The sequence below is a fragment of the Bacillus cereus genome, from assembly GCF_025917685.1.
GTDB lineage: Bacteria > Bacillota > Bacilli > Bacillales > Bacillaceae_G > Bacillus_A > Bacillus_A cereus_AT.
Map to the genome: position 1 here is coordinate 4333694 of NZ_CP089518.1, position 24282 is coordinate 4357975.

A 24282-nucleotide genomic window follows, 5' to 3' on the forward strand; every position below is an offset into this window, starting at 1 on the left:
AAAACCTCTTCCCTTGCTCCCGTCACTTCCCTTCTAACATTTCCACAACTAAGTCAATCTTAGCCTACTCATATTTTTTTTGTCAACTATATTACGTATAAAATTTTTAATATCTAAATTTCCCTATATATAATTTTCCCTACAAAAAAGAGACCTTCTTTCACAGAAAGTCTCTTTTCTCTATTTTTCTACAGCAATTTCTTGCTTTTGAAACTTAGAAACTATATAACCAATTCCTATACCGATCATACCTGGAACTAACCAGCCAATCCCTACACTATATAGTGGAATCTTATCTAGAATAGGTGCTAATGCTGCAATTTGCAGATTCGCATTGTGCAATCCATCAAAGAAGCTAATTGCGAACGCTCCTATAATACCGCCTACATACATTGCTAATGGAAGACGAACATAGTTTTCAACGAGTGACAATACAATAAGTACGATCCCAATTGGATAAATTGCGATTAAGATTGGTAATGCTAATGCGTTTAACTGAGTTAAACCAAGATTTGCTACCATAAATGCTAATACACAGAAAATGAAAACAACTTTTTGATATGAAAGCTTCGGTAATAAGGAAGAAAAGTATTCTCCACAAGCAGCAACAATACCTACAGAAGTTGTTAAACACGCTGCTGTAATTGCGATACCTAGTAATAATGTTCCGTAGCTACCAAATAAATGATTCACGACGTTTGTTAAAATAATTCCTCCATTTGCTCCCATTCCAAGTGAAACACTAGAAGCTCCAAGGTAAGCAAGTGCTAAATAAACTAATAGTAAACCAAGTGCTGCAATAAATCCTGCAAAGATTGTTACTTTCGCAATACTGTTCTTATTTGTAATGCCTTTTGCTTTTAAAGCATTGATCACAACATTTCCGAAAACAAGTGCTGCAAGTCCATCTAAAGTTAAATATCCATCAATAAAACCTTTAAAGAGTGGAGCACTATACGCTTCTGTCGGTGCACCAAACTCTCCAATTGGTGTCATAATTGCTTTCGCTACAATAATTGCAATGACCGCTAATAAAATTGGTGTTAACACTTTACCGATGCGTCCCACTAATTTCGAAGGGTTTAAAGATAAATAGAAAGTTACCGCAAAGAAAATAAATGTAAAGATAACAAGTGGATATGATTGACCAGCTACCTCACTTGGTAAAAACGGTGCAATGCTCATCTCATAAGCAACTGTTCCTGTACGTGGTACACTTACAAATACACCTAAACATAAATAAATTACTGTGATAAAAACTAGTGCGAATAAAGGATGTACACGTCCTGCTAGTTCATTAATATCCCCTTTTAGAGCTATAACAATTACCCCTAATAAAGGTAAACCAACGCCTGTTACGATAAAGCCAAATAACGCGATCCATACATCAGTTCCAGCACCTTGTCCTAACGCTGGTGGGAAAATCATATTACCTGCACCGAAAAATAGTGCAAATAACATTAAACTTATTGCGAACATCTCAGAAAACTTTAAAGATGATTTCATTTCTACTAACCTCCTAATTATTTAATTAACAAAATATTCTGAATTAAAATCCGTCACATATCCTCTTTCAAGCATACTTCCCCGTAAAAGAACGCAAAAAACACCCGTCCCTAACAAAGGGACGAGTGTTGAAATCGTGGTTCCACCCTTATTCTAATAAAATGAATTTATAACGAAATAAGCTCATTTTATAGCTCGTGTAAATTGATAACGGTTTTATCCGCCAAGAATTACAATGCATCATGCATGCAGTTCACTCTTGAAGTTTAGAGGTGGTAAGCTTGTCTTTTCGTATTAGGAAGCTCACAGCCTAAGGCTTCCCTCTCTGAGAATCGTAGAAAACAACTCATGTCCTCATCATTACTTTTATAAAATATCTTGTCGAAACTTGTTGTTTTTTATTATATGGGCTATTTTTTAAAAAATCAATAGTTTTATTTTTTCTGACAAAAAAATATAGGGAGAAAATTTTTCCTCCCTATAACTGTCCTATTAATAATTCTAATTCTTCAGCTGTAATGTCTCGCCACTTTCCTACTTCAAGATCACTTAGCTTTATATTCATAATACGTTCTCGCTTTAATTTTGTCACAGTGAATCCGAAAGCACGGCTCATTCTACGAATTTGTCTGTTCATCCCTTGCGTTAAAACGATGCGAAATGTTGATTGATCGACTCTCGTCACTTTACATGGCTTCGTCATTCCATCTTTAATCTTTACACCGCTGGACATCTCATCAATAAACCAATCAGTAAAAGGCTTATCGACCGTCACAACATATTCTTTCTCATGCTCATGATCTCCGTGTAAAATTTGATTCGCAATCGCACCATCGTTCGTTAATAAAATAAGTCCTTCTGATGCTCTATCTAATCGTCCAACAGGAAAAATTCGCTCTGGGTAATTGATATAATCAATAATATTATCTTCAATATGATCGGCTGCTGTACAAGTAATTCCGACTGGTTTATGAAAGGCGATATACACTTTTTCTTTCTCTTCTTTTGCAATAACCTGTCCATCAATCGTTACAACATCACCATCGCTCACGAGTGCACCGTGCGTACATATTTCACCGTTAATAGCCACGCGTCCCGCTTTAATGAGACGGTCTGTTTCGCGTCTTGAGCAGGATTTTGCTTCGCTTATGTATTGGTTGATTTTCATAGCTTATTCCTTTTCATATATATTAAAAGCGTCAATCTATGGCGATGTCATTATGCCACGATTGACGCTCCTTTACTTCGCAAAAACAACTAAATAAATAACCCCAATCACCAAAAATATTCCACAACAAGCTAACAATGCTTTTGCAAGTTTGTCCATAAACATATAATGGTTTCCCCTTTTGTTTGGTTGTTTGCTATTTTAATTCGACAACTGTTACGCCTAGGCCTCCCTCGCCCATGTCACCGTAGCGGTAGTTTTTCACGCCGCGATGTTTCTTCAAGTAATCTTGTACACCTTGGCGAAGTGCTCCTGTTCCTTTACCGTGAATAATTGATACGCGCGGATAGCTTGCAAGCTGTGCATCATCTAAATATTTTTCAACGCGCATCATTGCATCTTCATAACGTTCACCGCGAAGGTCAAGCTCTAACGACACGTGATAATCTCTACCCTTCACACTTGCGACTGCTTTTTTCTCTGTTTGCTTCGGTGTATTAATGTATTCCATATTGGATTCTTTCACTTTCATCTTCAGAATACCAATTTGTACGCTCCACTCTGTATCACTTACTTTTTCAAGTAATTGACCTTTTTGGCCGAACGTTAATACTTTTACTTCATCGCCTGCACGTAATTGTTGTTTTGGCGCTGTGTTTTTCACGTTCACTTTTTGTTTCTTCACAAGCTCTGGCACTGCGCCTTCTAGACGGCTCTTCGCTTCAATAAGCTCGTGATCTTTCACGTTTATAAGCTGCGCTTTACGCAATTGACGAAGTTCGTGAATAATGCCCTCTGCTTCTTTCTTCGCAGCTTCGACTTTTTCTTCCCCTTCTATTTGCGCTTTTAATAATTTTTCATCACGCTCTTCGTTAAATTCAATAATTTGACGCTGTAATTCGCGATGAAGTTTTTCAGATTGCTTACGAAGCGCTTCTGCTTCGTTCCAGTCACGCTCTGCGTTCTTTTGACTTTCTTCTAACTTCGCAATCATATTTTCAATTTTATTTGTATCCGTACTAATATGGTTACGAGCTTGGTCAATAACGCGATCAGATAATCCAAGACGCTTCGAAATTTCAAAGGCGTTACTACGTCCTGGTACACCGATTAATAATTTGTACGTTGGGCTTAATGTGTTCACATCAAACTCCACGCTCGCATTAATAACTTGCTCACGGTTGTATCCGTATGCTTTTAATTCTGGATAATGCGTTGTAGCAACAACGCGAGCACCACGATTACATACTTCATCTAAAATTGAAATTGCTAGTGCAGCCCCTTCTTGCGGGTCTGTTCCAGCACCTAATTCATCAAATAAAACTAAGCTTTCAAAATCAGCTTTTTCTAAAATATCTACAATATTCACCATATGTGAGGAGAACGTACTTAAACTTTGTTCAATCGATTGCTCATCACCGATATCAGCGAAAATATTTTTAAATACACAAATCTCCGATTCATCCATTACTGGAATGTGAAGACCAGACTGCGCCATTAATACACAAATACCGACTGTTTTCAGCGTAACTGTTTTACCACCTGTATTCGGTCCTGTAATAACAATTGTCGTGAAATCTTTACCTAACATAATGTTATTTGGCACGATGATTTCTGGATCAATAAGCGGATGACGTGCTTGTCTTAAATCCATATAGCGCTCGTTATTTACGATTGGCTTATTTGCTTTAATACGCTTCGCATAAAAAGCTTTCGCAAATATGAAGTCAAGATTCGCAACTACTTCTACGTTAGATAAAACGATATCCGCTTCTACTGCCACTTCTTCTGTTAACATCAATAAGATGCGTTCAATTTCTTGTTTTTCTTTCACTCGTGCTTCTTGAAGCGCGTTATTTAACTCTACAATGACTTGTGGTTCAATAAATAACGTTTGCCCAGAAGCTGATTGATCGTGAACAATACCACCATATACGCCGCGGTATTCTTGTTTTACCGGGATTACGTAACGTTCGTTACGAATCGTTACAATCGAGTCAGACAGCATCTTTTGCGCGTTTGAAGAACGCGTCATGTTTTCTAACTTTTCACGAATACGGCTTTCTGCAGTACGAATTTGAGTACGAATACCACGCAGTTTATCACTTGCGCTATCGACTACTTCACCACCGTCACCGATGCAATTAGTAATTTTCTTTTCTAAATCATATAAAGATACAATTTGAGCGACATGAGTTTCTAAAATTGGAAGCTCGACACCATTATCAACCATATCTTCAATGAAACGTTTCATATTGCGACTACCATACATCGTATTGGCAATATCAAGTAGTTCATTTGGGCTTAACATACTTCCAATCTTTGCACGCTTCACATTTGGGCGAATATCCGTAATACCACCTAATGGTGCACTACCTTTTAAACGAATAACTTTCGCCGCTTCATCCGTTGTATCTTGCAGTTCTACAATTTCTTCAAAATCAGTGCTGGGCACTAAATTCTTCACCTTGTCACGACCAAGTGAAGAGGCTGTATGTTCAAGTAATTGTTCTTTTACTTTATTGTATTCTAATACACGCAACGTTCTTTCTAACATGTTGCAGGTCCCCCTTGTGTTACTTATTACGTTTAATATAGTCTAATAAACGTTCAATATCCCATGTGTTAATTACGTTATCTTTTTGAATCCAACCTTTACGTGCTGCTGCTACACCTGTTTCCATATCTTCTAACATTTCAAGTGTATGAGCATCCGTATTAATCGCTACTTTTACACCAGCATCTTGTGCTTGTTTTAATAATTTCGCGCTTAAATCTAGACGGTTTGGGTTTGCATTTAATTCTAAAACTGTATTTGTTTCTTTTGCGAGCTGGATTAATAAATCTGTATCTACATCGTAACCCTCGCGGCGCCCAAGAAGACGACCTGTCGGATGGGCAATCATAGTGACATGCTTATTCTCAAGCGCAGTGCGAAGACGTTTCATAATCGTTTCACGGTCTTGTGAGAAGCTAGAGTGAATCGCTCCAATGACATAATCTAGTTCTGCTAATACTTCATCATCAAAATCAAGCGAGGCATCTGGTAAAATGTCCATTTCAATTCCCCGTAAAATTGTAATGTCTGGATACTTTTCATTCATACGCTCAATTTCTTTCGCTTGCTCGCGAAGACGCTCTTTCGTTAAACCATTCGCTACTTTCAAGTATTGTGAGTGGTCCGTAATCGCCATAAACTTATATCCACGAGCGCGGCATGCTTGTACCATTTCTTCAATTGAAAAGGCACCGTCACTCCATGTTGTATGCATATGTAAATCACCTTGTATGTCAGAGAACTGAATTAAGTTCGGATACTCTTTAATTAATTCAATTTCCTTTCCATCTTCACGTACTTCTGGCGGAATAAACGGAAGACCGAAATGAGCAAAGAACTCCTCTTCTGTTTCAAATGTTTTTACTTCACCTGTTTCCAGATTCTCTACACCGTACTCACTAATTTTCTCACCTTTATCTTTGGCGATTTGGCGCATTTTTACGTTATGATCTTTTGATCCTGTGAAATGGTGAAGAGTTGTAATAAACTCTTCTGGTTTTACTAAGCGGAAATCAATTGAAATATCGTATTCATATTGAAGACGAACAGAGACTTTCGTATCTCCACTTGCAATCACTTCAATCATATTATCAAACTGTAATAAATGTTCACGTACTACTGCTGGCTCCGTCGTTGCAATAATGAAATCTAAATCTTTCACTGTCTCACGAACGCGGCGTAAACTACCAGCGCGAGAGAAACGAATCACTTCAGCAATATTCGACAATTTCTCCTCTATTTCCCCGGCAATAGGCAATACCATCGCAATTGGTAAACGCTCTGGACGAGATCCTACTTGATCAATTGCTTCTAATATTTTCTCTTCTGTTTTCTTACCGAAACCTGCTAAAGCTTGTACTTTATTTTCCTCGCAAACAGCTTTTAGCGATTCCATATCAACAACACCAAGTTCTTTGTATAACTTAGCTACCTTCTTACCACCAAGGCCCGGAAGTTTTAATAACGGTAATAAACTGCTTGGTACTTCTTTTTCAAGTTCCTGTAATACTTCAGATGTTCCCGATTCTATATATTCTTGAATAACTGCTGCTGTTCCTTTTCCAATACCCGGAATCTTCGTGAAATCTTCAATCTCAGAAAGACTACGATCATCACTCTCTAATGCTGCTGCTGCTTTACGGAATGCAGATATTTTAAATGGATTCGCGCCCTTTAGTTCCATAAACAGGCCGATTGTCTCTAATAATTTAATAACTTGTTTTTTATTTATTTTCATCATTGCCCCGCCTTTCTTTCATAGAAAAAAACTTCTCTTTCTGAAAAAAGAGAAGTTATACTTTGCTACCTGTCTGCCATAGCTCCTTCACCTTTTCAGAAAGAATCGGTGTATCGTCTACAATTATTTTGCTAATTGATGATTTTTGTAATGGTGTTTGTATTTGCTCAATTGGAAGGATGTTTCCAACGATAATTAAAACAAACAAAATAATATATACTTCTAAAAATCCGAGGATTGCCCCCGCGAACGCATTGACTTGCTTTAAAACCGGTATTTCTGCAAACATATTTAACAAATTACCAAGTAATGAAAGTGCAATTTTTGTAATAATAAACAATATGATAAACGCAAGTGCTTGATAAAATACTGTTTCAATATTATTTGCATCAATCCATTCTGGAACAGATACGTTTTTATCAAATGGATACGGAATAAATTTCGCAAGCGCTGGCGCTAAATCTTTACAGTACCAGTATGCAACAAGGTATGCGATAATAAAGCTTGTTAACTTTACAAGTTGCAGAATAAACCCTCTGCGTAAGCCGAGGAAAAATCCCATAACAAGCAGTAAAATGATAATAATATCAATCATGTTATTCCATTCCTTTTTTTGTCATACTTTCTTTCAATTTCTCATGTTCTTCTTTTAATTTTATGTAATCGTGTATGACGTTTACCGCCGTCAATACCGCTAGTCTACTCGTGTCAAGCGAAGGATTCTTGGCATTGAGTTCGCGCATTTTATCATCCACAATCGCTGCTACCATGCGGATATGACTTGTACTTTCATCGCCAACAACTGAATATTGCTGACCATAGATTTCTACATTAATTCGACTTTTCTTTCCCTTTTGTTGTGACAACTCACCGGCCTCCAATCACGTACAGAATCCTAAAGTTTATCATACCATGAACCTTCATAATATGGAAACAGAAAGAACAATCCGATATGATAAAAATAACAATATAAAAAAAGGGGTGACCATTATGTCAAATTCTATCGTAATTCAAACAAATTCTACAGTAATTGAAAACATGAAACAACAATATAAACAAGCGCTTAGCCCGAAAATTCCACAAGGCGGGATCTTCATGGCAAAGGTGCCATCTTGCACAATTACAGCGTATAAATCTGGAAAAGTAATGTTCCAAGGAGGCCGCGCTGAAGCAGAAGCTTCTCGTTGGCAAACTGTCTCTCAAACACCGAAAACAGCTGTAAAAAAATCTGTCGATTCACACCGTTATGCACCGCCTACTTCCATCAGTACAATGTCTATCGTAGGGTCAGATGAAGTTGGTACTGGTGATTTCTTCGGACCGATGACAGTAGTTGCTGTATATGTGGATGCAAAGCAAATTCCACTACTAAAAGAACTTGGTGTAAAAGACTCTAAAAACTTAAATGACGATCAAATTACTGCCATTGCAAAACAACTTCTACACGTTGTTCCTTACAGCTCTCTTGTCCTTCACAATGAAAAATATAACGAGCTATTTGATAAAGGAAACAACCAAGGTAAGTTAAAAGCCTTACTACATAATAAAGCTATTACAAACTTATTAGCTAAAATTGCACCTACAAAGCCTGAAGGCGTCTTAATCGATCAATTCACACAACCTGATACATACTACAAATATTTAGCAAAACAAAAACAGGTACAACGTGAAAATGTTTACTTCGCGACGAAAGGCGAAAGCGTCCATTTAGCAGTAGCCGCTGCTTCTATTTTAGCTCGTTACTCATTCGTAAAACAGTTTGACGAACTAAGCAAAAAAGCTGGTATGCCACTTCCAAAAGGTGCCGGTAAACAAGTTGATATTGCCGCTGCTAAATTAATTCAAAAGCTTGGTAAAGAACGATTACCTGAGTTTGTGAAAATGCATTTCGCTAATAAGGAGAAGGCGTTTCGCTTATTAAAATAGTATCGACAAAAACAGGAGCCTACAAACTCCTGTTTTTTGTTTCCCCCTACTATAGGCCTTATATTTTTGTTACAATTATAATATACAGATTATTCTAACATAGGAGGAGATTCCCATTGCTACTTCTACAAATGATTCTAAATATTTTACTAGGTGATCCACATGAAAGACAATTCGAAATTAGGGGAAATATTCAATTACTCAGTGAGCAGCAGGAGTTTCAAAACTTGATTGAAAGATATGGTAGATCATTCCTATTAAACTTACGAATTCGAAAGTTTATTGGGAAACACGATGCCCGCTTGTTAATACACAATCCAGCAAAACTACAACACTTCTGTAAGGAACTTGAATTTATGATTAGAAAAAGGAGGTATTTCATATGAACGCTGTAAAAGTAAAAAAGGTATTATATGCTTTCGTACACCTCGTAGGTCCACTTTCTTACTTCATTATTTCTACCATTTGGGGAGTTTTTTTCACTACTAAATCCATATTCGAGAATATATCTGATAATCTTGGCGTTATGGCTATCTATTACGTGTTCATTAGCTTAGTGTGGTTTTTCTATTTAGGTCGATTAGACAAAGATGTAGATAAAATCACAAAAGAAATTAACGATAATAAGATGTAATACATAAAAAAGGAGTGTCGCCAAGACTCTCCTTTTTTATGTTAGCTTCGTTTCTGCTTCTTATTAGATGAAGATACTTTATGAGAGCCTGTTTCATGTGTTGTCGTTCCTTGTCCTTCTACTTCTGGAGAACCTAGGCCCGATCTTGAATGATCTTTTTTCACTTTTTTACTCATTTATATTCACCCCTTCGCGTTACTTTTTGCTATGAGGTAATAAACTATGCAAAATAAAAAGCGAGAGGAAATCCTCTCGCTTTTTTCACATTTTAGAATTCAGAAGAACCTGGAGTTCTTGGGAATGGAATTACGTCACGGATGTTAGCCATGCCAGTGATGTACATTAGGAAGCGCTCGAAACCTAGACCGAATCCAGCATGTTTTGTACCGCCGTATTTTCTAAGTTCTAAGTACCACCAGTAATCCTCTTCGTTCATACCTAGTTCTTTAATTCTGTCTACTAAAACGTCCATTCTTTCTTCACGTTGACTGCCACCGATTAATTCGCCGATGCCAGGAACTAGAAGGTCAGTAGCAGCTACTGTTTTACCATCTTCATTAAGACGCATGTAGAATGCTTTAATGTCTTTCGGATAGTCAGTTACAAATACAGGGCGTTTGAAGATTTCTTCTGATAAGTATCTTTCGTGCTCTGTTTGTAAGTCAATACCCCATTCTACTGGGTATTTGAAGTCAGCACCTGACTCTTGAAGCACTTTAATTGCTTCTGTATATGTGATGCGACCGAAGTCAGAGTTAATTACGTTGTTCATGCGCTCTAGAACTGTTTTGTCAACGAAACTGTTGAAGAATTCCATTTCTTCTGGTGCATGCTCTAGTACGTATTTCATTGCATATTTTAGCATATCTTCTGTAAGGTTCATTACGTCACCTAATTCAGCGAATGCAATCTCAGGCTCAACCATCCAGAACTCAGCTGCGTGGCGAGTTGTGTTTGAGTTTTCTGCACGGAATGTAGGTCCGAATGTGTAAACATCACGGAATGCTAACGCATAAGCTTCAGCGTTCAGCTGTCCACTTACTGTTAAGTTTGTTTCTTTACCGAAGAAGTCTTTTGATTCATCAACTTGTCCGTCTTCACCTTTTGGTACGTTGTTTAAATCTTGCGTTGTTACGCGGAACATTTCGCCAGCACCTTCTGTATCACTACCAGTGATGATTGGTGTGTGAACATGTACGAATCCACGCTCTTGGAAGAATTGGTGAATCGCAAATGCTGCGATAGAACGTACACGGAACGTTGCAGAGAATGCATTTGTTCTTGGACGTAAATGAGCGATTGTACGTAAGTATTCAAACGTATGACGCTTCTTTTGAAGTGGGTAATCAGAGTCTGATAAGCCTTCGATATCAATTTTTTCTGCTTTAATTTCAAATGGTTGCTTCGCTCCAGGCGTTGCAATTACTTTACCTTCTACTTTAACTGAAGAGCTAAGTGGAAGTTTTGCAATTTCTTTGAAGTTCTCTAATTCTGTATCGAAAACGATTTGAACGCCTTTGAAGAAGCTACCGTCGTTTAATTCGATGAAACCAAATGCTTTTGAATCACGTAAGTTACGAATCCACCCTGATACTTGTACTGTTTGATCTGCATACTTTTCTGTATCTCTATACAGACTTTTTACTAATGTGTTTTCCATAGTGAAATTCTCCTTTGCTGATATATTTAAATACAAAAAAACCTTTCATCCATAAAGGGACGAAAGGTTAAACTTCGCGGTACCACCCAATTTGTCATAAAGACCAACTTTAACTCGTATGTAATACATACTTCCCGGTTTGTAACAGGCCGGATTCCCGTCTAAGTCTACTCTTGAATACAAGATCCAATTTCGGTTAGCAACTCCAAGGTGTTCTTCATATATACCGCCTCATCAGGCTCTCACCGTCCCTGACTCGCTTTGGATTATAGTATATACTACTTTTCCTTATCATCGTCTTTCGTTTTGTTAAACTAAAATTAATGTACTACATTCGAGGGAAAGATGCAAGATGTCGGAAAATATATCAGTATTTTTCTTTCTTCAACAACATATATTTAAAAGCTTTCCTTGTACAGACCAATCCCCTGCCGTATTATGCTAATTTGCTTCTAATAATGCTTTCATCTTCATTTCTGTATCTTCCTCTGTACGAGGCTGGTAAATTGTAAGCTTTAATTCAGGTGCGTCATAAACCTGGAGTGTGACATGATCCATAATCAACGTTCCAGCGACAGGATGTAAAAGTATTTTCCGACCAATAGGTGTTCCTTGTACTTCATGATTTGACCACCACATACGAAATTCGCTACTTCTTTCCGTAAGTTCTTCAATTATATTTTTAAACCACTCATCCCCAATAAACTGTGTATATGTAGAACGGAACTGTGCAATTAAACGTTGCGCATGGTTTTCCCAGTTTTCAAATAGTTCACGGTATTCTTTTGATGTAAAACAACGCCAAACTGCATTTCGATTTCTCTCATCCATTTCGCCAAAATCACCAAATACAACGCTTGCTGCTTTATTCCAATGAACAATGTTTAGTTTCTCATCAATTACATAAGTAGGACAAAATTGTAATTGATCTAATAGCCCCTCTAAAATCCCATTTATGTGTCCAGCAATCGGTTTCCTTATTTGAGAAGGTAGTGAATGATTTGCTAATAAAAGCAAATGTTTTTTCTCTTCCCCCTCCAACTGAAATACACGAGAAATTGACTCTATAACTTCTTGAGAAACTTGGATATCACGCCCTTGTTCTAACCATGTATACCATGTCAATCCAATTCCAGCTAATTGCGCAACTTCTTCTCGTCTTAATCCTTTTATTCTTCTTCGTTGACCAATTGGTAAATTAAATTGCTCAGGAGTCAACCTAGCGCGGCGGCTTTTTAAAAAATCAGCTAGTTCCTTCCTTCTATCTGCATCGCTTAACATATAATGTTCCCCTTTATTAGTGGTAGTTTTTATACCAGTATAAATACACTCCTATTTTCATTATAAACCTACCTTTATCTTAATAAGTAAAGGAGGTGAATTTTATGATAATAAAAAATACAGAAACGCATTCTTTCGAACTGACACAGCGATTTGTTTTATTCATGGCGATAATATGTGGTTTTACAGTAGCAAACGTGTATATAAATCAAACCCTTTTAGTAAGTATGGCTCATACTTTTCATGTTTCAGAAACTAGAATCGGTATTGCTGCTACTGTAACCCAAGTCGGGTATGCATTAGGAAACCTCTTCCTAGTTCCTTTAGGAGATATGCTTGAGAGAAAAAAATTAATTTTAAGTTTATTGTCCCTCGTTTGTATCAATTTAGCTTTATCCGCTTTATCGACAAGTGCGAATTGGCTAATTGCATCCAATTTTATTCTTGGATTTGTTACAATCATCCCCCAGATTGTAATCCCTTTTGTCTCTCAATACGCCACTGATCAAAATAGGGGGCGAATTTTAGGCAATGTGTCTATCGGTCTAGTTTGCGGCATTTTAGGTGCTCGATTAATTAGTGGATTTATTGATATTCACTTCGGATGGCGAGCTGTTTACGGAAGTTTTTTCATAAGTACATCCATTCTTATTTTATTGGTGAAAATATATTTCCCTAAGGGAGATACGATTCACCACATGCAGTATAAAAAGCTGTTTCATTCTTTCCTTCCACTTTTGTTGCAAGAAAAAATATTGCGAAAGGCTTGTTTAAGTCAAGGAATGATATTTGGAGCTTTTAGTGTCTTTTGGACTACACTTATTTTCTTATTAACCACACCTCCTTATCATTACGGAAGTTCTACTGTTGGATTAATCGGTTTAGTAGGAATAGTAGGGGCATTTGCAACACCTATAATTGGGCGCATTATAGATAAAAAAGGAGCCGTATTTGCTAGTACTTTATGTACATCTATTTCATTTTTTTCTTTTTTACTATTTTTATTTTTAGGGTACTGGTTACCAGGACTAATTATAGGAGCCCTTCTACTTACAGCCAGTACTCAAGCAAATCAAGTCGCTTGTCAAGCACACATTTTCCAATTACACCCTGAGAAACGAAGTAGTTTGAACGGCATATACATGGTAGCTACATTCCTTGGTGGATCTATTGGTTCTTACTTGGGACTACTCGCCTGGAGCAAATGGCAGTGGACCGGAGTATGCATTCTTGGAATTTCCATGATAAGTATTGCAATAATCTCGTTTATAAAAATACCTAACTATACTAGAAAGGGAGATATATGTAATGAAAAATCCTAGTGTAAATTATGAAAAAGGAATGAAAGTTTTAGCAAAAATCGCTCCAGAACATTATCAAAATATTGTAAATAACTTTGCAGATTCTATTGCGCCTGATTTAGGAACATTAGCTGTAGAATTTAACTACGGTCAAATTTTCGCCAGACCAGGTCTTGACTTAAAATCTCGATTACTTGCGACCGTTGCTGGATTAACAGCTTTAGGCAATACTGAGCAGCTAAAATTTTATATAATCGGAGCATTAAACGTCGGATGGACAGAAGAAGAAATCATTGAAGTAATGATGCAAATGATTATTTATGCCGGATTTCCTGTAGCATTAAACACCATTTTAACGGTTGCTACCGAGGTATTTACAGAACGAAAAACAGCTGAAATTTAATTAAAAATAAAAAGGTTGAGCCTCATGTAATTAGCACTCAACCTTTTTATTTAAAAATTACTTACGTAACTCCGCACCAAATTTCTCTTCTACCGCTGTTAATACACGGTTATGTGCTTCTGTTACTTCTTCATCTGTTAATGTACGTTCTGCATCGAAGTAGTTCATAGAGAATGCAAGTGATTTCTTGCCTTCTTCCATTTTTTCACCTTCGTATAAGTCGAATAGTGTTACATCTTTCAGAAGTTCTCCGCCAGCTTCAGCAATGACTTGCTTCATTTCACCAGCTTTTGTTTCTGTTGTTACGACAACAGCCATATCACGTGTCATAGATGGGAAACGTGGAATTGCTGAGTAGTAAGTTTCCTCTGCGTCTGCACCGAATACTTTTACAAGAGATAGTTCGAATACGAATGTATCTTTCACATCTAATTGTTTTTGCGCTTCAGGGTGCAATTGACCGATGAATCCAATTACTTCGCCATCTAATACGATGTCAGCTGTACGTCCCGGGTGCATACCTTCACGTTTTGCTGGTGCATATGTGATTTGGTTAGCAACGCCTAGTACGTCGAATAATCCTTCTAGCACGCCTTTAACAACGAAGAAGTCTACAACTTTCTTCTCACCTTGCCATGCATGGTGAAGAGCAAGACCTGTCATAACACCTGCAAGATGTTGTTCTTCTTTCGGAAGTTCTCCTGCTTCTGTTGGTAAGAAGACAGAACCTACTTCGTATAAAGCAACGCTATCGTTTTTACGTGCAACATTGTATGAAACTGCTTCTAACAATTGTGGCACTAAGCTTAAACGAAGTTGGCTACGCTCTTCGCTCATTGGAAGTGCAAGATTTACAGGAGCTTTTTCGTTTGGCTCAACCATATATTGTTTCGCTTTGTCAGCGCTTGTTAATGAATACGTGATTGCTTCATATAAACCAGCGCCTTCTAGGAAGCGGCGTACTTTACGACGTTTCGTTTGTGCCGATGTTAATTTACCACGTGTCATTGTTCCAGAAGGTAATGTAACTGGAATGTGGTCATAACCGTATAGACGACCCACTTCTTCTACTAAGTCTTCTGAAATTGTAATATCAGGACGACGTGCTGGCACATTTACATGGAATGTTCCTTCTACTTCTGTGAATGGGAATTTTAAGTTTGTGAACATTGTACCCATTTCACTTGCAGAAATATCTGTACCTAATACACGGTTTACTTTTTCAGCAGTAACAGATACTGTACGCTCTTCTACTTGTAAGTTATCAGCTTCTACTACACCTTCAAGTGCTTCACCGCCAGCGTATTTTGCCATTAAAGCAGCTGCATGTTGAATCGCTTCAAATGTGCGTGTTGGGTCAATCCCTTTTTCGAAACGTGCACTTGATTCACTACGAAGACCTAAGTCTTTTGATGTACGGCGCACAGTTTGTCCTGCAAAGTATGCAGACTCGATTAGAACGTTTACTGTGTCATTTGTAACTTCAGAATCAGCTCCGCCCATAACACCAGCAACAGCTAAAGCTTTTGTGCCGTTTGTAATTACAAGGTGGTGGCTTTGTAATGTACGTTCTTGATCATCTAATGTTTCAATTTTTTCGCCTTCTTTTGCAAGACGAACAACGATTTCTTTTGAACCTAATTTATCGTAATCGAATGCATGTAACGGTTGACCGTATTCCATTAAAATGTAGTTTGTAATATCAACAACGTTGCTAATTGGACGAATGCCAGCTGCCATAAGGCGCGTTTGCATCCACATTGGTGATGGACCAATCTTTACGTTCTTAACCATTTTTGTAATATATAATGGGTTTTCTTCTTTCGCTTCTACACTTACAGAAATGTAATCAGAAGTTTTTTCTGCTGTTTCTTGTAAGTCGATAGCTGGAAGTTTCACTTCACGGCCGTAAATAGCGGCTACTTCATATGCAACACCTAACATGTTTAAGCAATCTGCACGGTTTGGTGTTAAACCAAGCTCAAGTACTTCATCGTGTAAGTTTAAAATTTCAAGTGCATCTGCACCAACTTCAGCGTCACTTGGGAAGATGAAGATACCATCTGCATATTCTTTTGAAACTAACTTTCCATCAATACCAAGCTCTTGAAGAGCACAAACCATACCGTGAGAAGCTTCACCGCGTAGTTTTGCTTTTTTAATCTTGAAGTTACCAGGAAGTACAGCGCCAACTTTTGCAACTGGTACTTTTAAACCTTTTGCAATATTAGCAGCACCACAAATAATTTGTACTGGTTCTTCTTCACCGATATCGATTAAGCATTTGCTTAATTTATCAGCTTCTGGGTGTTTTTCACATTCTAATACGTGACCAACTACAACACCTTTTACACCTTTATTTAATACTTCAACGCCTTCTACTTCAATACCACTTTTCGTGATTTTGTCTGCTAGTTCTTGTGCCGTTACATCTTTAATATCTACATACTCTTGTAACCAACGATATGATACGAACATATTTATCCTCTCCTTCCCTTACGCTCGTTTGAATTGTTGTAAGAAACGTACATCATTTGTATAGAAATGACGAATGTCATCTACGCCGTATTTCAACATTGCGATACGCTCTGCGCCCATACCGAATGCGAAACCTTGATATTCTTTTGAATCATAACCAGCCATTTCAAGTACGTTCGGATGAACCATACCTGCGCCTAAAATTTCGATCCAGCCAGTCCCTTTACAAGTGCCGCAACCTTTACCGTGACACATCATACAAGAAATATCCATCTCTACAGATGGCTCTGTGAATGGGAAGAAACTTGGACGAAGACGGATTTCACGGTCTTCACCGAACATCTTTTTCACGAATACTTGCAGTGTACCTTTTAAATCACTCATACGAATGTTTTTATCAATTACAAGACCTTCAATTTGCATGAACTGGTGTGAATGTGTCGCATCATCGTCATCGCGGCGATACACTTTACCAGGACAAATAATTTTGATTGGACCTTTTTCTTTATTATTTTCCATTGTACGTGCTTGCACAGAAGATGTATGTGTACGTAGTAACGTTTCTTCTGTAATGTAGAATGTATCTTGCATATCACGTGCTGGGTGATCTTTCGGTAAGTTTAGTGCCTCGAAGTTGTAGTAGTCTTTTTCTACTTCTGTTCCTTCAGCTACTTCATAACCCATACCGATGAATACATCTTCAATTTGTTCAACAACAGCTGTTAACGGATGGTGACACCCTGTTTCAACAGGACGACCTGGCAGTGTAACATCAATTGTTTCAGTAGCTAATTTCGCTTCAATTACTGCTTTTTCTAAGTTACCAATTTTGTCATCTAGACGCGTTTGAATCGCTTCACGTACTTCATTTACTAATGCTCCCATACGTGGACGCTCTTCTGCTGATAATTTTCCCATGCCGCGTAATACTTCTGTAATTGGGCCTTTTTTTCCTAAATACGCTACGCGTACGTCGTTTAAGCCCTTTAGCTCTTTCGCTTCTTCAATAAGCTCTAACGCTTTTTGCTTTAGCTCTTTTAAACGTGCTTCCATTTGGAACCCTCCTAATTTTAAAAATAAAAAAACCTCGCTCCCAAAAAGGGACGAGGTAAATTCGCGGTACCACCCTAAATTGACAGAACAAGTCTGCCCACTCATTAGTTATAACGATCAATTCTGACCGGAACGCCTTTACATATAAATGGTCCTGGCGTCAACTCCAGAGGTGAATTCACTTCCGTCTACCATAAGAATGCTTTCAGTCTACGGCACTCTCTCCCTATATGGCGATTTTGTAAGCTACTCTTCTCTATCAACGTTTTTCGTTATTTAACTTTTATTGTATGTTCATTTCAAACATATACTTCAACTTATTATAAGAAGTTTTTTATTTGTTCGCAACTGGGCTTTGTAAATAATACGTTAAAACCCCTGCTGCAACCGCAACATTTAATGATTCTGCCCCGCCGTAAATTGGAATATACAAGTTTTGATCCGTTTTCGCAAGAATTTCTTGGCGTACGCCGCTTCCTTCATTTCCTACAATTAATGCAAAAATTCCGGCTGGTGTTACTTCACCGTAAGGAACTCCATTTTCAAGAGCTGTTCCATATACAGGAACGTTATTTTCCTTTAACTTGTCTACCCATTCTTCTAAGTTCCCTTTTACAACCGGTAAGTGGAAAATAGAGCCTTGTGTAGAGCGGAGTACTTTACTATTATATGCATCAACGCATCCTTCTCCAAGCACAACGGCATGAATACCAGCTGCATCAGCTGTACGAATAATTGTCCCTAAGTTACCTGGGTCTTGAAGACCATCTAATAAAAGAAACTTCCCATCTGCAAGAGCTACTTCACTCTCGTGTTTCTCACAAACAGCAAATACACCTTGCGTCGTTTCTGTTTCACGAAGTACTTTTACGATTGCTTCAGGTACGATATACATTTCCACATCATTAACTGTCCAATCTTCCGGAAGATCTGTCTGATCTGAAACGATAAGTTCTGTTACGACGCCTGCCTTTAAAGCTTCTTCCACTAAGTGGAACCCTTCAACAAAGAACAACCCTTGTTTATCGCGCTCTTTTTTCGTCTGCAGCTTTTTCCACTGCTTCACACGCGGATTTTGTACTGAATCAATGTTTTTCATAATATGTATTTCCCTCTCTTCTTGTCTTATCATTATAGCCTATTTTTCATACATATTTACATAAAAAAGAACAAAAACTAACGTCAGTTTCAATTCTGAAGAAGAGGTGAAAATCATGAGCTTTAATTTACGCGGCGCTGTATTAGCGAATGTAACTGGAAATTCACAAGACCAATTACAAGAAACGATTGTCGATGCAATTCAAAGCGGTGAAGAAAAAATGCTTCCAGGTCTTGGCGTTTTATTCGAAGTCATTTGGAAAAATGCTGATGAAAATGAAAAACACGAAATGTTAGAAACACTGGAGCAAGGATTAAAAAAATAAGCAATTTGAAAATCACCTTAGCATAAGCCGAGGTGATTTTTTTACGAAAAAATTTTTTTCTTCTCCTAAACATTTCTACTTTACTAACGCTGATTGATGGAGTACAATGTTCAAAATACATTTAAACCGATCGATTTTCTTCATATACACCATTAGATAAAAGGAGTGAATGTTTTATGCACCGTATTACGCTTGAACAAGTTTTTAAACATCACATTACACAAAAATATGTAAACCGTTCTGGAATGGTCCACGCGATTGCTGTCGCTTACCATGCGTTTCACCTAGCTAAAAAGCATCACGCCTCAGTCGATGCTGCGACAAAGGCTGGTTTCCTTCATGATATCGGACACCATACGTGGTACACAGGTGGCGAATGGGACTATGACTTGTATAAAAAGAATGATATACATGCAATTAAAGGAGCAGAAAGAGCTCATAAATTGCTTATTAGATTAGGAGAACATCCGAAACTAGCAAAAGAAATTTCTGTTGCAATTCTTCTGCACACCGATTCTTTCCTACTAGAACAAACGCTTGAAAGAACACCTCTACAAAACGTTATTAAGTGGGCGGATGAAGCCGATGAAGAACCGGGCGGGGCACATCATTATAGAACGATTCCTTATGAAAAAGCATTGAAAGCAATTCAACAATTAGACCGATTGGTAGAGCGTGAATTGCAAATAGAGCAATCGAAATCGAATAACAAGGCAGAACGCATTTACCAATGAGAAAGAGGCATCACTACAGAGTGATACCTCTTTTATTATTTTCCCCTAAAAAACACACGGAATATTTCAAATTTGAATCTTGTATGTAATATTTAAACGTAACATTCCAAATTCAAATCAACTATAATTTTATATATAAATATAAAGAGGTGATTTGAACATATGCAACCCGCTACACAAATTCCAAACGAACAGAACAACTCCATGTCATGGTTACAATTTCTTGGAGTTTTATTCATTCTCTTCCCATGTCTCTCATTAATAAATATACTCCTTACACTTTTACCTATTGAGTTATATGGATACATTAACCCAGATACAAATAAATTTTTGCTTGATTCTATAGAAAATGTAAGTTATGAATTAGTTGCTTTACTTTTACTAATCGTATTTACCACGAAATATAAACCACTGAAAGAACTAGTATTGCCTATATTTGATTTTCGAGTTTTAAAATCTTTTCAGATGTACATCTATGTTCTCATTTATTATGTACTCACTCTGTTTGTAGATATGTTTGTGTTAGATAAATTATTCCCTTCATCCGTACAAGAACAGTCTGATGCATTGCAACTTTCAACACTAGAGCATTATCCACTTCTCTTACTTCTAGCTGGCGGGATTTTTGCACCTATTTTTGAAGAGCTTGTATGCAGAGGTATTCTTCTTCGTTTTTTCGAAGAGAAGTTTACCTTTTGGCCAGCTGTAATCCTCTCAAGTTTAATTTTCGGTATTGCCCATACGTACTCTGTGGGAGTTATGATTAGCGCATTTATGACGGGAATATTTGCTTGTTTATTGTACAAACAAACTAAATCTATTATTCCAGCTATACTATTACATATTTTGACTAATGTAATCGCCTTTTCAACGTAAAAAAGAGGTATCATCCCGATACCTCTTCATTCTTTTATAACAACTTCAAACTCTTCTTCTGTTAACACTTTTCGATCATTCGTATCGTTACTACTCATTTCTATCAAATTATTCATATTCATTAACAATATCCAAAATAAACCTCATGTAGTAAAATGTTACTTAATTAATATAAAGGAGTTTATACATATTCAGTATTATTTGGATGCTTTTTATGCCGCTTCTCATGTTGTGCGGAATTGCTGGTGGTATTTTTTTAGTGGTAACCGGAATTATTCATCGTAAATTCCTTGCTATTTTAATGGGGATTATTTGCTGCTCATTCGTTATAATGCCTTTTATTTTTTTGAACAAAGGTATAAACGGAGAGGATATTCTTCATATTCCAGCGGTTCTATATTGGGTGCTTTTCTCTCTAGCTGGTTTATTAGCAGGAATTAATGGGGCACGTTCAAAAATTAAAAGTATACGTAATACGGGATTCATTATTTTCTCGGTAGGACTGTTCGCAGCTATTTGTTATCAGCTCATGTCTATGCCTGATTCATATTTCATTCGTTAAGAAGTTGTTACACATGGAAGCTACCGGATTATTAGTTTGGATTATTTTAGGCCCTATTTTGATGCTATGTGAAGTCATCGTTGGCATTTTTTTAATTATTGCTGGAATTAAATATCGGAAATTACTTACTTTTATAGTGGGATTGATTAGCATATTACTTATCGTTGTTCCTATCATTTGTATAGGCTATGGAATAGATTTAGAGCGGATGCTTCCAATTTCAGGAACTTTATATTGGGGCTTCTTCCCTTTAGCCGGACTATTAGCTATTATAAGTGGAAGACAATTAACACATATTCGTTCTATGGGGATAATTTTGTTTATAACGGGATTATGCTCTTTGACTGCTTATCATCTTTTATATTTAACTACATAAAAACATAAAAAAGCAGGGAAATTAATTCCCTGCTTTTCTATTTGGTTTATTGCCTGATGGTAAGAAGAACGATAATACCCAAGCAACACCTGCTAATATCGTTGCAATTAAGAAGGCATCGTTAATACCATTAATTGCAGATAGCTTTGAAATTTGTCCGAATAATAGTTGCGTACTCATCGCATCTCCTGCTTGAGCTGATCCAGCTAATGCCGCTAAGCTTTGGCCCATACCGTGCACTTTATCAACTAAAATTGGGTTTGACGTTGTTAACATATTGCCGTAATCCGCTACGTGAGCAGTTGTTTGTTGCGTCATAAGTGTAATTAAAATCGCTGTCCCAATTGAACCAGCTACTTGTCTTGACGTATTTTGCGTTGCTGTACCGTGAGAAATTAATTTCATCGGTAACGCGTTCATACCAGCTGTCATAATTGGCATCATAATGAATGACATACCAATTGAACGTATAATATAATCCGTCATAATAACGCTATACGGTGTATCCATCGATAACGTCGTAAATTTATATGTTGCAAATGTTGTAATGGCTAATCCGACAATTGCTAACGGACGAATACCATACTTATCAAATAGTTTACCTGCAACTGGTCCCATAATCCCCATAATTAATGATCCCGGAAGGAGTAGTAGACCAGATTCCATCGGCGTAAAGCCGCGAATATTTTGCAGATATACTGGAAGTAATAACATACCTCCGAATAATGCCATCGTTACGATTGCGTTAATTAATAATGTGAAAGTGAACGTTGGATATTTAAACACTTGTAAATCAAGCATTTTATTGTCCGTTGTTAACTCTCTCCAAATAAATACTGCTAAACCAATAACACCGATGATAAGTGTTATAACAACTTCTGCACTAGTCCAGCCATTATTTCCAGCTTCACTAAATCCGTACAATAAGCTTCCTAGTCCAATACTTGAACTAATAACACCAAATACATCTAACTTTGTTTTAGACACCGGCTGTGCTAGTGTGAAGAATTTTAAAGATAAGAACGTAATAATTAAACCGATCACAAACATACCGTAGAACATTAAGTTCCAGCTATAATTTTCAATCACCCAACCTGTTATAGTTGGTCCAATAGCTGGCGCTAAAATCATTGCTACCCCTAGTAATCCCATCGCTGCTCCGCGCTTATGAGGCGGGAATAATGTCATGAAGATATTCATACCAACCGGCATTAAAATACCTGCACCGACCGCTTGAATAATGCGGCCTGTCATCATCATTGTAAAGTTACCTGATGTAGCACAAATGATAGATCCTACCGTGAAAAATAACATTGCCGCTACGAATAATTTACGATACGTAAATCGTGAAACTAAAAAGGCACTAATCGGTACTAAAATTCCGTTCACAAGCATGAAGCCTGTAATTAACCATTGGGCCGTTGAAGTTGATACGTTAAATTCGTTCATTAATGGAGGCAATGCAACATTAATGATTGTTTGGTTTAAAATAGAAACGAACATACCAAGAATTAATACAGCTACAACTGCCTTTACATTCACATTCTCTACCGGCAATTGTCTCTTCAGCATTTCTTTTTCCTGCTTTACTTGCTCTTGCTTCCCTATTTCTAATTCCACTACGTTAGAAGCTTCTATTTCTTGTTTTTGTTCAAGTTCTGTTTCTGTTTTTGTTTCTGTTTCTGTTTTTGTTTCTGTTTCTGTTACCTCTATTTTACTTACGGCTGGGACTTGTTCTTCTCCCATATTCGTTTTTTTCTTTCGTAAAAGACGATTTACAAGGAAGAAGACGATTATACAAAATAGTGCATATCCTACAATTGCAATTGAGGACATCTCATCTCCCCCTTACTTATGAATACGAACTGACACATTCATTCCAGGAACAATATTTACTGATTTACTATGGTCTAAAGAAATTTTAACTGGTACAACTTGCTTTACTTTCGTATAGTTCGCTGTTGCGTTACTTGATGGTAACATTGAGAATGTATTTGCTGTTGTTAATCCAACTTGTTCTACTTTTCCTGTTAACGTTGTATCTGGGTATGCATCTACATACACATCTACTGTTTGGCCTTTTTGAACATCATCAATAGTTGTTTCTTCAATGTTTGCTGTTACCCATAAATTATTCATATCAAATGCGTAAGCAATTGGGCTTCCCGCTCCAACGAATGCATTTGTTGTTGCGTTTGATTGTACAACTGTCGCATTTTGTGGAATCGTTACATCTACTGTTTGTTCTCCATTTGTTGCCGCTACAGTAACAGCACCTAATTTATCGTTCTCATTGTAATTTTTGCCTACTTCAGCTTTCCAGTCTGTTAACTTACCCGCTACTGGTGACGCAATTGGAATTACCTTTCCGTCAATTTTTGCATTGTCTGTTTTTAAATAGTTTTCCGTTTGATTGTAATAGTAATAACCGCCAATACCGCCGCCAACTAATACAATTAATGTGATAATGTTGATAATTACCATTCTTCGAAACTGATTCATTGCATTCCTCTCCTTATATCGCATATAATTTTTTTCTAAACTATTTACATCCTTTTTGTTTAGATTGCTTAATTGTTAATTATATTAACTTTTAACCAAAAAA

The 24282-nt window shown here is 37.2% G+C and carries 24 protein-coding genes and 3 other annotated features; of the genes, 10 read left to right on the top strand and 14 right to left on the bottom strand.

Annotated elements, in window-relative coordinates; translation table 11 throughout:
• Nucleotides 1-180: 180 nt before the first annotated feature.
• The 6 genes from brnQ6 to zapA all read right to left on the bottom strand — a co-directional run bounded on the left by brnQ6 (nucleotide 181) and on the right by zapA (nucleotide 7835).
• The gene (brnQ6, locus tag LUS72_RS22525) at nucleotides 181-1506 is read right to left on the bottom strand and encodes a branched-chain amino acid transport system II carrier protein BrnQ6 (RefSeq protein WP_097832067.1); all 1326 of its coding nucleotides are present in this window, start codon (nucleotides 1504-1506) and stop codon (nucleotides 181-183) included.
• 114 nt (nucleotides 1507-1620) lie between these two features.
• Nucleotides 1621-1876 (bottom strand) — a binding site (T-box leader).
• 108 nt (nucleotides 1877-1984) lie between these two features.
• Entirely contained in the window at nucleotides 1985-2674 is a 690-nt protein-coding gene (locus LUS72_RS22530) for a 23S rRNA pseudouridine(2604) synthase RluF (protein WP_097832068.1), read from the bottom strand.
• 196 nt (nucleotides 2675-2870) lie between these two features.
• On the bottom strand, nucleotides 2871-5231 hold the full coding sequence (locus tag LUS72_RS22535) for an endonuclease MutS2 (protein WP_264448289.1): 2361 nt from the start codon (nucleotides 5229-5231) through the stop codon (nucleotides 2871-2873).
• Between the two features lie 19 nt (nucleotides 5232-5250).
• Nucleotides 5251-6969: a DNA polymerase/3'-5' exonuclease PolX gene (gene polX, locus LUS72_RS22540; protein ID WP_097832070.1), complete on the bottom strand. Its 1719-nt coding sequence runs from the start codon at nucleotides 6967-6969 to the stop codon at nucleotides 5251-5253.
• 55 nt (nucleotides 6970-7024) lie between these two features.
• Nucleotides 7025-7564 (bottom strand): CvpA family protein, encoded by a 540-nt coding sequence (locus LUS72_RS22545; protein WP_000565410.1) that lies wholly within the window; start codon nucleotides 7562-7564, stop codon nucleotides 7025-7027.
• Nucleotide 7565: 1 nt separating this feature from the next.
• The gene (gene zapA / locus LUS72_RS22550; RefSeq protein WP_000082701.1) at nucleotides 7566-7835 is read right to left on the bottom strand and encodes a cell division protein ZapA; all 270 of its coding nucleotides are present in this window, start codon (nucleotides 7833-7835) and stop codon (nucleotides 7566-7568) included.
• Between the two features lie 124 nt (nucleotides 7836-7959).
• Here zapA and rnhC point away from each other — a divergent pair, with 124 nt between their 5' ends.
• From rnhC to LUS72_RS22565, 3 genes are all read left to right on the top strand, one after another.
• Nucleotides 7960-8895 (top strand): ribonuclease HIII, encoded by a 936-nt coding sequence (gene rnhC / locus LUS72_RS22555; RefSeq protein WP_097832071.1) that lies wholly within the window; start codon nucleotides 7960-7962, stop codon nucleotides 8893-8895.
• 116 nt (nucleotides 8896-9011) lie between these two features.
• Nucleotides 9012-9281, top strand: coding sequence for a hypothetical protein (locus tag LUS72_RS22560; protein ID WP_098361818.1), 270 nt, complete (start codon nucleotides 9012-9014; stop codon nucleotides 9279-9281).
• Nucleotides 9278-9529 (top strand): hypothetical protein, encoded by a 252-nt coding sequence (locus LUS72_RS22565; protein WP_097832073.1) that lies wholly within the window; start codon nucleotides 9278-9280, stop codon nucleotides 9527-9529. Before LUS72_RS22560 ends, LUS72_RS22565 begins: the two co-directional genes overlap by 4 nt.
• A 41-nt stretch (nucleotides 9530-9570) precedes the next feature.
• Here the strand turns inward: LUS72_RS22565 and LUS72_RS22570 are convergent, their stop codons facing one another.
• The 3 genes from LUS72_RS22570 to LUS72_RS22580 form a co-directional block, all read right to left on the bottom strand.
• Nucleotides 9571-9705, bottom strand: a complete 135-nt coding sequence (locus LUS72_RS22570; protein ID WP_000039590.1) for a YuzL family protein — start codon at nucleotides 9703-9705, stop codon at nucleotides 9571-9573.
• A gap of 92 nt (nucleotides 9706-9797) precedes the next feature.
• Nucleotides 9798-11189, bottom strand: a complete 1392-nt coding sequence (asnS, locus tag LUS72_RS22575) for an asparagine--tRNA ligase (RefSeq protein ID WP_097832074.1) — start codon at nucleotides 11187-11189, stop codon at nucleotides 9798-9800.
• Between the two features lie 52 nt (nucleotides 11190-11241).
• Nucleotides 11242-11493 (bottom strand) — a binding site (T-box leader).
• A gap of 137 nt (nucleotides 11494-11630) precedes the next feature.
• On the bottom strand, nucleotides 11631-12470 hold the full coding sequence (locus tag LUS72_RS22580) for a helix-turn-helix transcriptional regulator (protein WP_097832075.1): 840 nt from the start codon (nucleotides 12468-12470) through the stop codon (nucleotides 11631-11633).
• Nucleotides 12471-12574: 104 nt separating this feature from the next.
• Here LUS72_RS22580 and LUS72_RS22585 point away from each other — a divergent pair, with 104 nt between their 5' ends.
• The gene (locus tag LUS72_RS22585) at nucleotides 12575-13792 is read left to right on the top strand and encodes an MFS transporter (RefSeq protein WP_097832076.1); all 1218 of its coding nucleotides are present in this window, start codon (nucleotides 12575-12577) and stop codon (nucleotides 13790-13792) included.
• Nucleotides 13779-14174, top strand: a complete 396-nt coding sequence (locus LUS72_RS22590; RefSeq protein ID WP_097832077.1) for a carboxymuconolactone decarboxylase family protein — start codon at nucleotides 13779-13781, stop codon at nucleotides 14172-14174. Before LUS72_RS22585 ends, LUS72_RS22590 begins: the two co-directional genes overlap by 14 nt.
• Before the next feature lie 57 nt (nucleotides 14175-14231).
• On the opposite strand, the gene pheT is transcribed toward LUS72_RS22590, so the two are convergent.
• From pheT to LUS72_RS22605, 3 genes are all read right to left on the bottom strand, one after another.
• Nucleotides 14232-16652 (bottom strand): phenylalanine--tRNA ligase subunit beta, encoded by a 2421-nt coding sequence (pheT, locus tag LUS72_RS22595; protein ID WP_097832078.1) that lies wholly within the window; start codon nucleotides 16650-16652, stop codon nucleotides 14232-14234.
• Between the two features lie 18 nt (nucleotides 16653-16670).
• Entirely contained in the window at nucleotides 16671-17705 is a 1035-nt protein-coding gene (pheS, locus tag LUS72_RS22600; RefSeq protein ID WP_000388217.1) for a phenylalanine--tRNA ligase subunit alpha, read from the bottom strand.
• A 43-nt stretch (nucleotides 17706-17748) separates the two neighbouring features.
• Nucleotides 17749-17977, bottom strand: a binding site (T-box leader).
• Nucleotides 17978-18039: 62 nt separating this feature from the next.
• A complete protein-coding gene (locus LUS72_RS22605; protein ID WP_264448290.1) occupies nucleotides 18040-18837 on the bottom strand; it encodes a TrmH family RNA methyltransferase in 798 nt (265 codons plus the stop codon).
• Between the two features lie 82 nt (nucleotides 18838-18919).
• Here LUS72_RS22605 and sspI point away from each other — a divergent pair, with 82 nt between their 5' ends.
• From sspI to LUS72_RS22630, 5 genes are all read left to right on the top strand, one after another.
• A complete protein-coding gene (gene sspI / locus LUS72_RS22610; RefSeq protein ID WP_000009515.1) occupies nucleotides 18920-19129 on the top strand; it encodes a small acid-soluble spore protein SspI in 210 nt (69 codons plus the stop codon).
• A gap of 176 nt (nucleotides 19130-19305) precedes the next feature.
• On the top strand, nucleotides 19306-19863 hold the full coding sequence (locus tag LUS72_RS22615) for an HD domain-containing protein (RefSeq protein WP_264448291.1): 558 nt from the start codon (nucleotides 19306-19308) through the stop codon (nucleotides 19861-19863).
• A gap of 162 nt (nucleotides 19864-20025) precedes the next feature.
• On the top strand, nucleotides 20026-20739 hold the full coding sequence (locus LUS72_RS22620) for a CPBP family intramembrane glutamic endopeptidase (RefSeq protein WP_097832080.1): 714 nt from the start codon (nucleotides 20026-20028) through the stop codon (nucleotides 20737-20739).
• Between the two features lie 187 nt (nucleotides 20740-20926).
• The gene (locus tag LUS72_RS22625; RefSeq protein WP_264449078.1) at nucleotides 20927-21301 is read left to right on the top strand and encodes an ammonia permease; all 375 of its coding nucleotides are present in this window, start codon (nucleotides 20927-20929) and stop codon (nucleotides 21299-21301) included.
• 13 nt (nucleotides 21302-21314) lie between these two features.
• Nucleotides 21315-21677: an ammonia permease gene (locus tag LUS72_RS22630; RefSeq protein ID WP_264448292.1), complete on the top strand. Its 363-nt coding sequence runs from the start codon at nucleotides 21315-21317 to the stop codon at nucleotides 21675-21677.
• A gap of 21 nt (nucleotides 21678-21698) precedes the next feature.
• Here LUS72_RS22630 and LUS72_RS22635 read toward each other — a convergent pair whose 3' ends face one another.
• Together LUS72_RS22635 and LUS72_RS22640 are read right to left on the bottom strand one after the other, a co-directional pair.
• The gene (locus tag LUS72_RS22635; RefSeq protein ID WP_264448293.1) at nucleotides 21699-23513 is read right to left on the bottom strand and encodes a DHA2 family efflux MFS transporter permease subunit; all 1815 of its coding nucleotides are present in this window, start codon (nucleotides 23511-23513) and stop codon (nucleotides 21699-21701) included.
• Nucleotides 23514-23525: 12 nt separating this feature from the next.
• Nucleotides 23526-24179: an HlyD family secretion protein gene (locus LUS72_RS22640; RefSeq protein ID WP_264448294.1), complete on the bottom strand. Its 654-nt coding sequence runs from the start codon at nucleotides 24177-24179 to the stop codon at nucleotides 23526-23528.
• Between the last annotated feature and the right edge of the window lie 103 nt (nucleotides 24180-24282).

Excerpts from the sequence above, each read along its gene's own strand:
- LUS72_RS22615 (WP_264448291.1), top strand. The coding sequence starts at position 19,306 with ATGCACCGTATTACGCTTGAACAAGTTTTTAAACATCACATTACACAA.
- LUS72_RS22640 (WP_264448294.1), bottom strand. The coding sequence starts at position 24,179 with ATGAATCAGTTTCGAAGAATGGTAATTATCAACATTATCACATTAATT.
- LUS72_RS22545 (WP_000565410.1), bottom strand. The coding sequence starts at position 7,564 with ATGATTGATATTATTATCATTTTACTGCTTGTTATGGGATTTTTCCTC.
- LUS72_RS22530 (WP_097832068.1), bottom strand. The coding sequence starts at position 2,674 with ATGAAAATCAACCAATACATAAGCGAAGCAAAATCCTGCTCAAGACGC.
- brnQ6 (WP_097832067.1), bottom strand. The coding sequence starts at position 1,506 with ATGAAATCATCTTTAAAGTTTTCTGAGATGTTCGCAATAAGTTTAATG.
- pheT (WP_097832078.1), bottom strand. The coding sequence starts at position 16,652 with ATGTTCGTATCATATCGTTGGTTACAAGAGTATGTAGATATTAAAGAT.
- LUS72_RS22605 (WP_264448290.1), bottom strand. The coding sequence starts at position 18,837 with ATGATAAGACAAGAAGAGAGGGAAATACATATTATGAAAAACATTGAT.
- LUS72_RS22630 (WP_264448292.1), top strand. The coding sequence starts at position 21,315 with ATGGAAGCTACCGGATTATTAGTTTGGATTATTTTAGGCCCTATTTTG.
- asnS (WP_097832074.1), bottom strand. The coding sequence starts at position 11,189 with ATGGAAAACACATTAGTAAAAAGTCTGTATAGAGATACAGAAAAGTAT.
- polX (WP_097832070.1), bottom strand. The coding sequence starts at position 6,969 with ATGAAAATAAATAAAAAACAAGTTATTAAATTATTAGAGACAATCGGC.
- pheS (WP_000388217.1), bottom strand. The coding sequence starts at position 17,705 with ATGGAAGCACGTTTAAAAGAGCTAAAGCAAAAAGCGTTAGAGCTTATT.
- LUS72_RS22590 (WP_097832077.1), top strand. The coding sequence starts at position 13,779 with ATGAAAAATCCTAGTGTAAATTATGAAAAAGGAATGAAAGTTTTAGCA.
- LUS72_RS22635 (WP_264448293.1), bottom strand. The coding sequence starts at position 23,513 with ATGTCCTCAATTGCAATTGTAGGATATGCACTATTTTGTATAATCGTC.
- LUS72_RS22620 (WP_097832080.1), top strand. The coding sequence starts at position 20,026 with ATGCAACCCGCTACACAAATTCCAAACGAACAGAACAACTCCATGTCA.
- LUS72_RS22585 (WP_097832076.1), top strand. The coding sequence starts at position 12,575 with ATGATAATAAAAAATACAGAAACGCATTCTTTCGAACTGACACAGCGA.
- LUS72_RS22570 (WP_000039590.1), bottom strand. The coding sequence starts at position 9,705 with ATGAGTAAAAAAGTGAAAAAAGATCATTCAAGATCGGGCCTAGGTTCT.
- rnhC (WP_097832071.1), top strand. The coding sequence starts at position 7,960 with ATGTCAAATTCTATCGTAATTCAAACAAATTCTACAGTAATTGAAAAC.
- sspI (WP_000009515.1), top strand. The coding sequence starts at position 18,920 with ATGAGCTTTAATTTACGCGGCGCTGTATTAGCGAATGTAACTGGAAAT.
- LUS72_RS22565 (WP_097832073.1), top strand. The coding sequence starts at position 9,278 with ATGAACGCTGTAAAAGTAAAAAAGGTATTATATGCTTTCGTACACCTC.
- LUS72_RS22535 (WP_264448289.1), bottom strand. The coding sequence starts at position 5,231 with ATGTTAGAAAGAACGTTGCGTGTATTAGAATACAATAAAGTAAAAGAA.
- LUS72_RS22580 (WP_097832075.1), bottom strand. The coding sequence starts at position 12,470 with ATGTTAAGCGATGCAGATAGAAGGAAGGAACTAGCTGATTTTTTAAAA.